This window comes from Kocuria sp. NBRC 114282, from assembly GCF_030268385.1.
GTDB classification, from domain to species: Bacteria; Actinomycetota; Actinomycetes; order Actinomycetales; family Micrococcaceae; genus Kocuria; species Kocuria palustris.
On the sequence record NZ_BSQO01000001.1, the window covers coordinates 722361 to 736188 of the forward strand.

A 13828-nucleotide genomic window follows, 5' to 3' on the forward strand; every position below is an offset into this window, starting at 1 on the left:
GGAGCACTGATGAGATTCCACCTCGTGGATCGGATCGAGGAGCTGAGGCCGCACGAGTCGGTGCGCGCCGTCAAGGCGACCTCGCTGGCCGAGCCCTACTGGCAGGGCGAGCCGCCCGTGATGCCGCCGAGCCTCGTGCTCGAGAGCATCTGCCAGGCCGGCACCTGGCTGATCATGGGCTCGACCGAGCTGACCCGCCGCGCGGCGCTGCTGCAGGTGGGCGAGCTGCGCACCCACGGGCTGGTCCGCCCCGGCCAGCGCCTGGAGCTCACCGGCACGGTCGTGAGCTGGACCGAGGAGATCGCCGTGCTCAGCGGCCGCGCCGCGGCCGACGGCGAGCTGGTGCTCGAGGCGGAGGACATCATGTGCTCGCTCATGGACGCCGAGACGCTGCAGGACCGCGAGACCTCGCGGCGGCTCTACGAGACGCTGGTGCGCGCATGAGCCCCGCCCAGACCGCCCGCCGCCGCGTGGTGATCACCGCCGCCGGTGCCGTGACGCCGCTGGGCCTGGACGCCGAGTCGACCCTCGAGTCCCTGGTGGCCGGTCGCAGCGGCGTCCGGGAGATCACCCAGTTCGACGCCTCGACCTACCCCGTGCGCATCGCCGGCACGGTGCCCGTGGAGGATGCCCGCACGCTGGTGCCCGACGTCGCCGAGGCCGAGCTGCTCTCCCGGCAGGGAGCCTTCGGCGTGGCCGCCGGGCTCGAGGCGCTGCGCCGCTCCGGGCTGCCCGCCGCCCGCGACGAGGACGAGGCCGACCGCCGCACCGTGGTGGTCGGAGCCACCGCCGGCCGTCCCGACCTGCAGGAGATGGCCGAGTTCTTCCACCGGGTCAAGTCCGAGCTGCCCCTGCACAGGCCGCTGATCGAGGACGTGCTGCGCCGAGACCAGAACATCCCTGCCGCGGTGCTGGCCCGAGAGGCCGGCTTCCGCGGAGCGGTGGAGTCCGTCTCGACGGCCTGCACCGCCTCCGGGCACGCGATCGGCGAGGCCTTCCGCCAGATCCAGGAGGGCGGGGCCGATGCGGCCCTGGCCGGCGGCTACGACTCGCTCGTGACCTGGCTCGACGTCCTGGGCTTCTCCCTGCTGGGAGCGCTGACCAAGGACCACGCCGATGAGCCCGAGCGCGCCTCCCGGCCCTTCAGCGACGACCGCTCGGGCTTCGTGCTCGGCGAGGGCGGGATCATGCTCGTGCTCGAGGAGCGCGAGTCCGCCCTGCGCCGCGGCGCCCCGATCCTGGGCGAGATCGCCGGCTACGCCGCCACCATGAACGCCTACCGCATGACGGATCCGCCGCCTCCCGGGGGAGGGGTGACCCAGTGCATGGTCCGGGCCGTCGAAGACGCCGGGGTCCCCGCCGAGCGCATCGGCTACATCGCGGCGCACGGCACCTCCACTCCGGGCAACGACGTCAGCGAGTCCCAGGCCGTGCGCGAGGTCTTCGGCGCCCACGCCGGCGAGCTCGTGATGACCTCCGTGAAGTCGATGAGCGGTCACCTCACGGCTGCGGCCTCCTCGCTCGGAACGCTCGGAGCCCTGGGGGTGCTGGCCGATGGCCGCGTCCCGCCCACGATCAACCTGGAGAACCCGGATCCGGACTGCGACCTGGACTACGCCCCGCAGCCTGGCCGGGTCCTGGACACCGACGCCGTGCTCGTCAACGCGTTCGCCTTCGGCGGCACGAACGCCTGCACGGTGATCACCCGCCACGTCGACGACGCGGCGCGGCCCGCCCGACCCGCCGATGAGGAGGCCGCACGATGACGCAGCGCAGCACCACCCGCATGCCTCAGCTCACCGGCGTGGACCGGGTGACCGAGCTCGTCCCGGGCGTGAGCGCCCGCGGCGTGCGCGGGGTCGGCGGGACCATGGACCTGCTGGACGACCACTTCCCGGACTTCCCGGTGCTGCCGGGCGTCCTGCTGCTGGGCTCGCTGGCCGAGCTCGCGGCGATCGTCGAGGAGTCGACGACCGACGAGACCGCCGAGGCCGCGGCGCCTGCGCTGCAGCTGGGCGGGGCCACCCGCGTGCAGTTCCGCACCTTCGTGCGCCCCGGCGACGTCCTAGAGCTGGAGGTCAAGCGCACCGGTGAGAAGACCTACCGCGCCTCGGCCTCGGTCGAGGGCAAGTCCGTCATGAAGGTCAACGCGCTGCGCCTGGAGCGCGTGGCCCCGATCGGCGCGCCGGATGCGCGCGGGACCGTCGACGGCGCCGACAGCACCGGACAGGGAAGCGAGGTCGGCGCATGAGCGACGTCGTCATCACCGGCATCGGCGCCGTCACGGGCCTGGGACACAGCGCCGAGCAGAACTGGGAGGCGCTGCTGGAGGGACGCAGCGCGGTCGCCCCCACGCAGTCCTTCGACGCCTCGTCGCTGGACTGCCGCGCCAGCGCGGAGGTCGCGGAGCTGCAGTCGGCGCTGAAGCCGCTCGTGGACCGGCGCATGCTGCGCAACATGATCCGCAACGACCGCCTGGCCGCACTGGGCGCCGTGCATGCCGTCCGCGATGCGGGCCTGGAGGGCCAGCTGGAGCAGGCCGGGCTGTACCTGGCCAGCGCCAAGGAGATCTCCGAGCCGGACAAGGTCATGGACGCCGTGCTGCTGGCCCGCGACGAGGACGGCTCGGTCGACTACCAGGTCATGGGCGCCGAGGGCGCGGCCGACTTCTACCCGCTGTTCTACGTCGAGGGCCTGCAGGCCGCCTCGCTGTTCTACATCTCCAAGGTGCTCGAGATGAAGGGCACCAACGCCTACGTCTCGGGCGCCGCCGAGGCCGGGATGTCCGCCCTGGGCATGGGCCTGCGCGCGATCCGCCGGGGCGAGGCCGAGGTGGTGGTCGTCGGGGGCTTCGACGACGCCACGTCGTGGTGGAACCAGTCCAAGTACCAGGACTGGGGGCTGCTGCAGCACGGGCAGGACCAGCCGCACCCGTTCGCCGCTGAGGGCGCCGGCACGGTGCTCGGCGAGGGCTCGGTGTTCCTGGTGCTCGAATCCTCCGACCACGCCGCCGCCCGCGGGGCCCGCGTCTACGCGGGGCTGGAGGCCGTGTCCTCCCGCCAGGACAGCGCCAGGGTCTTCACGCCCCTGGCCGACGGCGACGGACTGGCCCGCGCCGTGCGCGCCGCGCTGGCCGGGGCCGGGATCGACGGCGAGCAGATCGCAGCCGTCGTGGCCGAGGGCACCGCGACCGCTGATGGCGACGCCCGCGAGGTCCAGGCGCTGAGCGAGGCGCTGGGCGCTGCCCGTCCGGCCGTGACGGCGGTGAAGGGCGCTGCCGGGCACACGACGGCGGCCTCCGGGCTGCTCAACGTGGCCGTGGCCGCGCTGGTGCTGGAGGCCGGGACGGTTCCGGCGATCGTCGGGACCGCCGCCGAGCAGGCAGGCGAGCCCGAGCTCGATCTCGTGCTGGGCAGCGCCCGGCCGCTGCCGCTGTCCGACGACGGCCCTTCCGGTGCGCTCGCACTCGCCCAGGGCTTCCAGGGCCAGTCCGGCGCAGCCGTGCTGCGCCGCGCCCAGACCTCGCGCGCCGCCGGGACCGGCGCCGCCGACCAGACCGCAGACCAGGGGGAACGATCCGAATGAACCAGCAGCACGCAGCAGCTCAGCCCCGTCCCGTCGTGGTGGCCGTGGGCGCGGTGACCTCGCAGGGCCGCGGCGCCGAGGCCACCTGGGAGGGCGTGCGCGACGGCAGCGTCGCGATCCGCACCGTCCAGCGTCTGTCCACCGAGGGCATCCGCACGGACATCGCTGGCGAGGTCGCCCCGCTGGACAAGCCCGCCGATCGCGCCGGCTACCCCGAGGGCTACGACGATCCGGCGCTGGACTTCGCGCTGATCGCCGCCGAGGAGGCCATGGCCGCAGCCGAGGGACTCGGCATCGAGCCGGAGCGCTGGGGCCTGGTCCTGGGCACCTGCAACGCCGGGCTTCTCTCGGTCGAGCAGTGGTACCTCGACGAGCGCGCCGGGCGCGAGGGCAAGGGCGAGGCTCTGGCGTACTCGACCCCGCAGGGCCTGGCCGAGGCCGTGGCAGGAGCCCACGCCATCCGCGGCCCGGTCCTGTCGCTGAACACCGCCTGCGCCGCCGGCGCCAACGCGGTGGGCTATGCCGCCGAGCTGATCGCCGACGGTCGCGCCGATGCCGTGCTCACCGGCGGCACCGATGCCCTGTCCGATGTGCTGTTCGCCGGGTTCAACTCGCTCGAGTCGCTGTCGCCGGAGCCGGCCAAGCCGTACTCCGCCGACCGTCAAGGACTCTCGCTGGGCGAGGGCGCGGCCATGATGGTGCTCGTGCGCGAGGACCTGGCCGAGCAGCTGGGCCTGGAGGTCCTGGCGCAGTTCGCCGGGCTGGGCCTGTCCGCCGACGGCTACCACCCGACCGCCCCCGAGCCCGAGGGCCGCGGCGCGGCCCGGGCCATCCAGGAGGCGCTGCGCCAGGCCGGGGTCTCGGCCTCCGAGGTCGGCTACCTGAACTCCCACGGCACGGGCACCGCCAAGAACGACCCCGCCGAGACCGCCGCCATGCGACGGGCTCTGGGGGAGGACCTGGACCAGATCCGGGTGTCGTCGACGAAGTCCATGATCGGGCACCTGCTGGGTGCGGCCGGGGCCTCCGAGGCCATGGTCACGGTCAAGGCGCTGCAGACCCAGACCGCGCCGCCCACCGCCGGGCTCGTGACCCCCGACCCGGTCTGCGACCTGCGCCATGTGCCGATCGAGGCGCAGCCGATGGAGACGAACGCGGCGATCTGCAACAACTTCGCCTTCGGCGGGGCGAACGCCTCGCTCGTGCTCACCCGCGATCACGAGGACACGCGCCTGCCGGTCAGCGATCGCCGGGTCGTCCTCACGGGTCTGGGCGCGGTGACCTCCGCCGGGGAGACGGTGTCGGCGCTCGAGGAGGCGGTGGCCGCTGGCGAACAGGCCTTCACCGAGGTCGAGGGCCAGCAGGTCGGGCTGTTCACGGCGACCGGCAAGGAGCAGCTGGCCCCCCGCGTGCGCCGGCGCATGGATCGCCTGGCGATCGGCTCGGTCGTGGCCGCGCAGTCCGCGCTCGAGCACGCCGACCACACCGCAGGCGAGCGCACCGGCATCATCCTGGGCACCGAGATCGGGCCCATGGACGTCATGGAGCGCTTCGCCCAGCCCCTGTTCGACGAGGACCCCTCCGCGGCCAACCCGGCGCTGTTCCCGAACACCGTCTACAACGCCGCCGCCGGCCAGGTCGCCATGAACCTGGGCTGCGTGGGCCCCACCACCACGCTGACCGCAGGACGCGCCGCCGGGGCGCTCACGCTGAGCATGGGCGCCCAGGAGATCCGGCGCTGTCGCGCCGACGCGATCCTGGGCACCTCCGCCGAGGCGCTGACCCCGTCGGTCGTGCGCGGGCTGCGGGACCTGGGCCTGTTCGACGGCGGCGACTGGCACGCCGCCGAGGGCGCTGCCAGCGTGCTGATCGAGGACCGGGACTCCGCCCTGGAGCGCGGTGCCCAGCCGCTGGCCGAGCTGCTCGGCACCGGCATGGCCTCCGACGGACTGGGCATCGGCTCGGTCTCGGCCGAGGGCGAGGGCATGGAGCGCGCCGTGCGCGACGGCCTGCAGCGCGCCGGCGTCTCGGCGCAGGACGTGCACCACGTGTGGGTCGACCTCAAGGGCTCGGCCGGCTCCGATGCCGCCGCCGAGTCGGCCCTGGGCCGTGTTCTGCCGCAGGCCCAGCGCCACGCCAGCCGCCCGGTGCTGGGCGACTCCTTCGCCGTGGGCGGTCTGCTGGACGTGGTCCTGGCCGCCGGGGCGATCTCGCGCGGCGAGGCCGAAGGCCCCGTCGTCGTGACGACCTCCAGCTCGAACGGCTTCCACCTGGCCCTGGTGCTGGGCGCGGCCGAGGCGGATCACGGTGTCTCCTAAGGCTCGCCCGCTGCCGCAGCTGTGGAGCGCGCACGACCCCGTCCTGGCCTACGGGAGCCTGGGCCGGGGTGTGCCGCGGATCGTGCACGTCCACGGTCTCGGCGCTCGCTGGCAGGTCTTCAAGCCGGTCATGGCCGGTCTGCAGGAGCACACGCAGCTGGCCCCCGACCTGCGCGGACACGGGCTCTCCGGGAGAGCGGCAGGGGATTACTCGGTGGAGGCCATGGCGGGGGACCTGATCGACCTCCTCGAGGCGCACTGCCCCGAGCCGGTCGTGCTCAGCGGCCACTCGCTGGGCGGCTGGGTCGCGATGGCGGCCGCCTCCCGCAGACCCGAGCTGATCGACGGGCTCGTGGTGATCGACTCGCCGCTGCACTCGCGGCGACCGGATCCCTCGATCACGCGGTCCTACCTCGCGGACGCGCCCCTGGTCCTGCGAGCGGTGTCGCGCTCGCCGGAGCAGCTGGACCCGGCGGTGCTGGAGGCCTACCACGACGGAGAGTTCGCCGCCCCGTGCCCGGCCGAGGACCTGCTCGTGCGCTTCGACGGACCGGTGGCGCTGCTGCAGGCCGACGAGGACCGCGGCGGGCTCATGTCCGCCGAGGACGTGCAGAGGGCACGACAGGCGCACCCGCGCCTGCACCACGTGGCCTTCGACGGCATCGGCCACGCCGTGCAGGTCGAGGACTCCACGGAACTGATCGAGCAGCTGCGCGGCTTCCTCGAGATCCTCGACGAGGGCCGCGGCTCGCACGCCGTCGGCACCGTTCCGGCGAGGGAGCCGGAGGCCGTCGGCAGCAGGGTTCAATACGCGGGCTCCGGGGCTGCGGCCTCGGGTGCCGCACGGGACGAGGACAGGATCGAGCAGCCATGAGAAGAGCAGAGATCGTGATCGTCGGCGGCGGCATCGCCGGACTGACGGCGGCCAACGCGCTGCAGCAGGCGGGCTTCGGCGTGCGCGTGCTCGAAGCGCGCGAGACCGCCTCGACGGCCGAGCTGGGCGCCGGCATCCACCTGTGGCCCAACGTGATCGACTGCCTGCACCGGCTGGGGCTGGCCGAGCCGGTGATCGAGCGCGGCACCGTGGTGCGCCGCCACCGCTATCTCACCTGGCGCGAGCGCCAGATCGGGACCCTGGACGTGGAGAAGCTGGCCGCCGGCGCGGGCTGCCCGGCCGTGGGCGTGACGCGCACGCACCTCTACCAGACCCTGCTGCAGGCCCTGGAGCCGGGCACCGTGCGCTTCGGCATCTCGGTGACCGGCTTCGACCGCACGGACTCGGGGGTCGACGTGCGCACCGCGGACGGCGAGATCCTGCGCGCGGATGCCGTGATCGGCGCCGACGGCATCGGCTCCGTGATCCGCCGCCAGCTGCACGGCCCCGCCGAGCCGCGCTACTGCGGGCTGACCGCCTGGCACGGCACGACCGACTACCAGCACCCCGAGCTGGTCCCCGGCGACATGGCCATCTACTGGGGCCCCACCGGGCGGATCCTGCACTACCACGTCAGCGACGGCGAGCTGTACTGGCTGGCGCTGCTGCAGGCGCCGCCGCGGTATCCGGACGTGCCGGGGGAACGTCAGGCCGAGGCGATCCGCCGCTTCCGGGGCTGGCCCGCGCACGTCCAGTCGATGGTCCGCTCGACCCCGGAGGAGCGCATCCTGCGCAACCACATCCTGGACCGCGACCCGCTCCAGCACTGGGGCCGTGGCCGCGCCACGATCATCGGTGACGCCGCACACCCCATGACGCCGGACATGGCCCAGGGGGCCGGTCAGGGCATCGAGGACGGGCTCAGCGTGGCCCTGGCCTTCCAGCGCGAGGCCTCCGTGGCCGAGGCGCTGCGCAGCTTCGAGGAGCGGCGCAGGGACCGGGCCAACGGCTTCGTGAAGTCCTCCCGCCAGGTCTCCTCCGTCTCCACCTTCACGGCCAAGCCCATGATCGCCGTCCGCAACGAGATCGTCCTGCGCGCCATCTACCGCACGCATCCCTGGGGCACCGCGCAGAAGGAGATCATCCCCGTGCTGTGACCCGCCCGCCCACCCGTGACATCTGTCGGGGGTGCGGGCGGGCAGGACAGCGCACGGGGAGTCGACGGAATCCCCATAGACCCAGCCGACCAGGGCTGATGTGATGAGACCGGATGCCTGTGCCTCCGCCTCGCACGTCGTCGCCGATACCGGCTCGACGAGCCGACCGACAGTCAACGACCCCATGAAGGAGACCACCATGAAGCCGCTGCGCCGAGGAGCCCGCGCCGCTGAAGGGCTGCTGCTGCTGGCCACGATCGGAATCGAGGCCGGGGGCAACTACGTCCTGGCCCTGACCCGGGGCGAGGCCGAGGGCACCGAGTTCCAGCGCACCTTCGCGCGCTCGGGCCACGGCCACGCCGGATCCCTGGCCACGCTGGGAGCCGTCACCGTCATCCTGGCCGAGCAGACCGAGCTGAAGGGCCCCGCGCTTCAGGTGGCGCGCTGGGCCGTGCCGGCCTCGGCCGTGCTCATGCCGGCCGGATTCTTCCTCTCCTCGAACGGTGAGAACCGCGAGGAGCCCAATGAGCTCTACGTCCTCGTCCAGGCGGGCGCCGTCACCCTGGCGGCCGGGCTCGTGACCCTGGGCGGAGCGCTCGTCGCATCAGCCGTCAAGAGGTGAGGACAGTGCTGGAACGTCGTCGACTGGCCATCATCGGAGCAGGCCCAGCGGGTCTGGCCACCGCGCGCACCCTGCAGGGCAGGGGCTGGGACGTGCACGTCTTCGACGCCCGCCCCACCCTGGAGTCCAGGGACGGCGGCTGCTATGTGCTGTGGTACGCCGGGGTCATGGCCCTGCAGCGCATGGGGCTCATGGACCGGGCGCGGGAGGTGAGCTCGCCGATCACCAGCTTCGAGATGTCCGGAGCCCGCGGCGAGCAGTTCACTACGATCGACACCGTGGCCGAGGGCCGGCAGTTCGACGACTCCGTGCCGATCGCGATCAAGCGCGCCGATCTGGTCAATGTGATCGCCGACAGCTCGCCCGAGATGACTTTCCATCGCGGCACGAACGTGCGCGAGGTCCTCGACGCCGCAGGCGGGCCGCGGGTCGTGCTGACCGACGGCACCGAGGACCGCTTCGACGCGGTGGTGGGCGCCGACGGCATCAACTCCGCGGTGCGGGCGACCCTGCACCACGCGGATCCGCCGCGCCATCCCGGCTACGCCCACTTCTGGGGCATGGCCCAGGCCCCGGTGACCGGTGCGATGCCCGGGACGTTCCGCATCATGCACGGCGCGGCGGTGCGCTTCGCGCACTTCTGGCTCGACGACGAGACCATCGTGTGGTGGTGCGTTCGCCCCTCCGGGCCCTCCCCGGAGGGCGACAGCCTGGGCTCGCAGCTGTCCATGGCCTCGCTGCTGGCCGAGTGGGATCCCGTGGCCGCCGAGCTGGTCTCGCGCACCGAGGTCATCACCCGCCGTGACACGATGGATCAGCCGCCGTTGCGGCGCTGGGGCAGCGCCCGCATCACCCTGGCCGGCGACGCCGCCCACGCCATGACCTTCGACCTCGGCCAGGGAGCGGGCACCGCGCTCAGCGACGGCGTGGTCCTGGGCTCCCTGCTGGCTCAGGACCGCGGCATCACCGAGGCGCTGCGCGCCTACGAGTCCGCCCGCCGGCCCACGGCCAACATGATCGCCCGGGCCTCGCGCGGAGTCGGCGCCTCGGCACACCGCCCCGGTATCGGCCCGGCACTGAACGCGCAGTTCCTCAAGCGCTTCGGCCCGGCCGTCACGCCCCGGATCTTCGCCGCCGATGCCAAGGCCCAGCTCAAGGCGCTGGGCCCCGTCCAGCCGCTGAGCGCGGCGCACCAGGAGCACTGATGGGCCGCCACCGAGCAGCAGGACCGGCCGTCGGGCGCCGTCGTCGAGACGACGGACCCCGACGGGCCGCCCGACCCGACCTCGATGAGGCAGCCGAACCCACCCACCCCACCGAGACCACCCCGACCCCGAGGAGCGCGAGACCATGACCGACGCCCAGCCCGCCCCGACCCCCGCCGAGCCGTCGCGGCCCGGACTCGACATCGAGCGCAACCGCATGCTGATGGTCGATTACCTCGAGAACGCCTGGAACCGCCAGGACTGGGACTATGCCAAGCGCGCCGTCCACCCCGATGTCGTCTTCCACGACCAGATCCGCGAGGGGCTGCCGCCCGGGCACGAGGGCATGTTCCAGGCCATGCACCGCGTGTTCGAGGCCGTCCCGGACTTCCACGTGGAGATCACCGAGATGATCTGCGAGCGCGACCTCGTCACGGTCGTCTTCCACGGCTCCGGCACCCACACCGGCACCTTCATGGGCTACCCGGCCACGGGCCGCCCGGTCGTGTTCGACTCGATCAGCATCGTGCGCTGGTCCGATGAGGGCCAGATCATCGAGGGCTGGCAGGAGGCCGATCAGATGGGCATGGCCCAGTCGATCGGCATGATGCCCTCGGGCTCCATGCCCAAGCCGATGGCCTACGCCATGTCCTTCGGCACGCGGTTGTCCGACCGCCTGAAGAAGCGCCGATGACGGCCTGGCTGGCCTTCCTCTGGCTGTTCGTCCCGGGCTTCACCGCCTGCGCCGAGTTCGGCTCCTACGCGTTCGTGCACCCGGTGCTGCGCCAGCTCGACCGGCAGAACCACGTGATCGCCGAGAAGGGGCTCGTGAAGACCTTCGGGCGGATCATGCCCGTGCTCATGACGGCCTCGCTCGTGCTGCTGATCTCCGGGGCCGTCGACCTGGGCGGAGCCACCCTGCCCGTGCTGGCGGCTGTGCTCTGGGGCATCGCGCTGATCACCACGATCATCGTTAACGTGCCGATCAACTTCCGGACGCACTTCTGGCAGGACGACGAGTCCACGGCAGGAGCCTGGTCCGGCATGCGACGGCTCTGGGAGGTCTTCCAGGGCGTGCGCTCGTGGCTGTTCCTCATCAGCTTCGCGCTGGTCTGCGCGCATGTGGCCGTGAGCTGATCCGGCATTGCCCGACCCCAACCCGCGCCTGCGTGCCTCGATGCGGCTTCGCATCTTCCAAGGGCATCCGGGCACGCAGGCGCGGGAGGGTGACGTGCTGGGTCGAGCCGTCAGGCGGTGAAGAGGGCCCGCAGCTGCTCCGTGAGCGCTTCCAGACGATCCTGTGCGCGGCGTCGGGCGGCGGGAAGCTCGTCTCGGTGCCCGAGCTGCATGACCGTCTCGAGATAGCACTTGAGCTTGGGCTCCGTGCCCGAGGGCCGCACGATGACTCGGGTTCCGTCCTCGCTCAGCAGGCGCATGCCCTCGGTGGGCAGCAGGTCCGAGTCCGGCTCCGGGTGCGCCAGGTCTTCGACGGAAGCCACAGCGGAGCCCGCGAGCTCGCGGGGCGGGTCCTCGCGCAGCCTCGTCATCATCCGCGGGATCAGCTCCAGATCGGACACTCGGATCGACAGCTGCGACGTGGCGTGCAGGCCGTGGCGCAGGGCGAGGTCGTCGAGCTCATCGACCAGGGTGCGCCCCTGGGCGGCAGCCGCCCGGGCCAGCTCGGCGATCGCGACGGCGGCGGTGATCCCGTCCTTGTCGCGCACGATCTCCGGAGCGGTGCAGTAGCCCAGCGCTTCCTCGTAGCCGTAGACCAGCCCCGGCACGCGGGCGATCCACTTGAAGCCGGTCAGCGTCTCGCGGTGGGCGACCCCGGCGGACTCGGCCATGCGCCCGAGCAGGCGCGAGGAGACGATCGAGTTCGCCAGGACCGGCGCGGACGGCTGCGCCTCCGCCGTCTCGGAGGGCGATGCCGAGGCGGCCGGACCTGCCGCCTGCGCAGTGCCCGCGGCAGAGGCGGAGCCGGCCAACTCGCTCAGGCGGCGCAGGGCCGCCAGTCCGAGCAGGGCGCCGACCTCGTCCCCGCTCAGCGCGCGCCAACCGTCCTGGGAGCGGGGATCCGCCGGATCGGGGACGGCCGCCGCGCAGCGATCGGCGTCGGGGTCGTTGGCCAGCACCAGATCGGCGTCGAGCCTGCGGGCCAGAGCCAGCGCCAGCGACAGCGCCCCGGGCTCCTCGGGGTTCGGGAACGGCGCGGTGGGGAACTCGGGATCTGGCTCGAACTGCTCCGCCACGGGATGGACGTCATCGAAGCCGGCACGCTCCAGCGCGGCGAGGGCGGTGGGGCCGCCGACGCCGTGCATGGCGGTGAGCACGATCCGCGGGGAGTTGCTGCGCTCAGCCTCCGGATCGGCGACGGCCTCGAGGTACTGCCGGTCGATGTCCTCGGACAGGATCTGCCAGCCGGATTCGGCCAGCTCCAGCTCGCGCAGATCGCCCACGGCCTCGATCCGCTCGGCGATCTGGGCGTCGTGCGGCGGGACGATCTGGCAGCCGCGGGCGGTCGGCTCGACGCAGCGCCCGCCCAGGTAGACCTTGTAGCCGTTGTCCGTGGCCGGGTTGTGAGAGGCGGTGACCATGATCCCGGTCTCCGCGCCGCGATCGCGCACAGCCCAGGCGAGCAGGGGAGTGGGCAGCGGGCGCGGCATGAGCTCGACGCTCAGCCCGGCGGCGGTGAGCACCGCGGCGGTGTCGCGGGCGAAGACCGCCGAGCGGTGGCGGGCGTCGAAGCCGATCACGGCCTTCGGCGCCGGCTCGGCTCCGGCCACGGCCAGCACGTGGGCGGCCACACCGGCCGCCGCGCGCTGGACGACGGCGCGGTTCATCCCCATGGGTCCGGCGCCGATCGCGGCCCGCAGACCGGCCGTGCCGAACTGCAGGGTCCCGCTGAAGCGCTCGGCGAGCGTGGCCACGGCCTCCCGCGCCTGATCCTCCGGGGCCGACGGGTCCTGGGCCTGCTCGAGCAGCCCGCGCAGCTCGTCGCGATCATTCTGATCCGGATCCTGCTCGATCCACTCGCGCACGGCCAGCAGGAGCTTGGCGCCCTCGGCGGCGGCCTGCACCTCGGCGGTGCCGACGGGATTGTGCTCGGCGCTCATCGGATCTCACCCGCGATGCGCGCGAGCAGCTCGGCGATGCGCGGTCCGGCGGCCTGCCCTGCCTCCACGACCTCCTGGTGCGACAGCGGCGTCTGCTGGATGCCGGCGGCCAGATTGGTGACCAGGGACAGCCCCAGGACCTCCAGGCCGGCGTGGCGGGCGGCAATGGCCTCCAGCGCGGTGGACATGCCCACCAGGTCCGCTCCGAGCACCCCGGCCATCCGCACTTCGGCGGGGGTCTCGTAGTGCGGGCCGGGGAACTGCGCGTAGACGCCCTCCGGCAGCGAGGGATCCACGGTGCGGGCCAGATCGCGCAGGCGCGAGGAGTACAGATCGGTCAGGTCCTGGAAGGTGGCGCCCTCCAGCGGAGAGCGCCCGATGAGATTCAGGTGATCCGAGATCAGCACCGGGGTGCCGGGAGCCCAGTCCGGGTTGAGGCCTCCGCAGCCGTTGGTGAGCACCATGGTGGAGGCTCCGGCAGCGGCTGCGGTGCGCACGCCGTGGACGACGGCGCGCACGCCGCGGCCCTCGTAGTAGTGGGTGCGGGCCCCGATGACCAGCGCGTGGCGGCCGTCGGCAAGGCGGATCGAGCGCAGCGTCCCCACGTGGCCCTCCAGCGCGGGCTTGGAGAAGCCGGGGATCTCCGGGGCGGGGATCTCCGCGACAGTCTCGCCGAGCAGATCGGCGGCTCCGCCCCAGCCGGAGCCCAGGGTCAGCGCGATCTCGTGGGTCTCGACCCCGGTGCGCTCGCGCAGGGCCTGGGCGGCGCGCTGGGCGAGCTCGAACGGGTCGGTCTGGGCGAAGGGATCGGCGGATGCGGGCTGCTGCGTCACGGTGCGGGCCTCCAGAGGCGGGATCGGTGCTCGTCCTGGCGTCGACCGGCCTGCGGCGCACCGCGTCCCGGTGCGTGCACGGACCGGGCTGTCGACGCCCTCGTCGTCACTCATCCTG

At 73.1% G+C, this 13828-nt stretch carries 13 protein-coding genes; 11 read left to right on the forward strand and 2 right to left on the reverse strand.

All coding sequences use genetic code 11. The annotated features are described in order from the left end of the window. Nucleotides 1-9: 9 nt before the first annotated feature. The 11 genes from QSJ40_RS03285 (at nt 10) to QSJ40_RS03335 (ending at nt 10898) form a co-directional block, all read left to right on the forward strand. Nucleotides 10-444 (forward strand): hotdog family protein, encoded by a 435-nt coding sequence (locus QSJ40_RS03285; protein WP_006214245.1) that lies wholly within the window; start codon nt 10-12, stop codon nt 442-444. After that, complete coding sequence (locus tag QSJ40_RS03290; protein ID WP_285728679.1) at nt 441-1766, forward strand: beta-ketoacyl-[acyl-carrier-protein] synthase family protein; 1326 nt, start codon at nt 441-443, stop codon at nt 1764-1766. The genes QSJ40_RS03285 and QSJ40_RS03290 overlap by 4 nt, the downstream gene beginning before the upstream one ends. Further along, the gene (locus tag QSJ40_RS03295; RefSeq protein ID WP_053447732.1) at nt 1763-2251 is read left to right on the forward strand and encodes an ApeI family dehydratase; all 489 of its coding nucleotides are present in this window, start codon (nt 1763-1765) and stop codon (nt 2249-2251) included. The genes QSJ40_RS03290 and QSJ40_RS03295 overlap by 4 nt, the downstream gene beginning before the upstream one ends. Further along, a complete protein-coding gene (locus QSJ40_RS03300) occupies nt 2248-3585 on the forward strand; it encodes a beta-ketoacyl synthase N-terminal-like domain-containing protein (RefSeq protein WP_278856653.1) in 1338 nt (445 codons plus the stop codon). The genes QSJ40_RS03295 and QSJ40_RS03300 overlap by 4 nt, the downstream gene beginning before the upstream one ends. Further along, nucleotides 3582-5903, forward strand: a complete 2322-nt coding sequence (locus QSJ40_RS03305; protein WP_285728682.1) for a beta-ketoacyl synthase N-terminal-like domain-containing protein — start codon at nt 3582-3584, stop codon at nt 5901-5903. Before QSJ40_RS03300 ends, QSJ40_RS03305 begins: the two co-directional genes overlap by 4 nt. Beyond that, the gene (locus tag QSJ40_RS03310; protein ID WP_285728684.1) at nt 5893-6777 is read left to right on the forward strand and encodes an alpha/beta fold hydrolase; all 885 of its coding nucleotides are present in this window, start codon (nt 5893-5895) and stop codon (nt 6775-6777) included. The genes QSJ40_RS03305 and QSJ40_RS03310 overlap by 11 nt, the downstream gene beginning before the upstream one ends. After that, nucleotides 6774-7934 carry an FAD-dependent monooxygenase gene (locus QSJ40_RS03315; protein WP_285728686.1) on the forward strand — a complete coding sequence of 387 codons (1161 nt, stop codon included), beginning with the start codon at nt 6774-6776 and terminating at the stop codon, nt 7932-7934. The genes QSJ40_RS03310 and QSJ40_RS03315 overlap by 4 nt, the downstream gene beginning before the upstream one ends. A gap of 184 nt (nt 7935-8118) precedes the next feature. Next, nucleotides 8119-8556, forward strand: coding sequence for a hypothetical protein (locus QSJ40_RS03320; RefSeq protein ID WP_235044728.1), 438 nt, complete (start codon nt 8119-8121; stop codon nt 8554-8556). Between the two features lie 5 nt (nt 8557-8561). Further along, nucleotides 8562-9761: an FAD-dependent oxidoreductase gene (locus QSJ40_RS03325; protein WP_285728689.1), complete on the forward strand. Its 1200-nt coding sequence runs from the start codon at nt 8562-8564 to the stop codon at nt 9759-9761. Nucleotides 9762-9906: 145 nt separating this feature from the next. Continuing rightward, complete coding sequence (locus QSJ40_RS03330; protein ID WP_024290059.1) at nt 9907-10455, forward strand: ester cyclase; 549 nt, start codon at nt 9907-9909, stop codon at nt 10453-10455. Then, nucleotides 10452-10898: an anthrone oxygenase family protein gene (locus QSJ40_RS03335; protein ID WP_268143989.1), complete on the forward strand. Its 447-nt coding sequence runs from the start codon at nt 10452-10454 to the stop codon at nt 10896-10898. Before QSJ40_RS03330 ends, QSJ40_RS03335 begins: the two co-directional genes overlap by 4 nt. Nucleotides 10899-11008: 110 nt before the next feature. On the opposite strand, the gene QSJ40_RS03340 is transcribed toward QSJ40_RS03335, so the two are convergent. Next, nucleotides 11009-12877, reverse strand: a complete 1869-nt coding sequence (locus tag QSJ40_RS03340) for a phospho-sugar mutase (protein ID WP_278858216.1) — start codon at nt 12875-12877, stop codon at nt 11009-11011. Next, on the reverse strand, nt 12874-13710 hold the full coding sequence (locus QSJ40_RS03345) for a purine-nucleoside phosphorylase (RefSeq protein WP_285728693.1): 837 nt from the start codon (nt 13708-13710) through the stop codon (nt 12874-12876). Before QSJ40_RS03345 ends, QSJ40_RS03340 begins: the two co-directional genes overlap by 4 nt. Nucleotides 13711-13828: the final 118 nt, after the last annotated feature.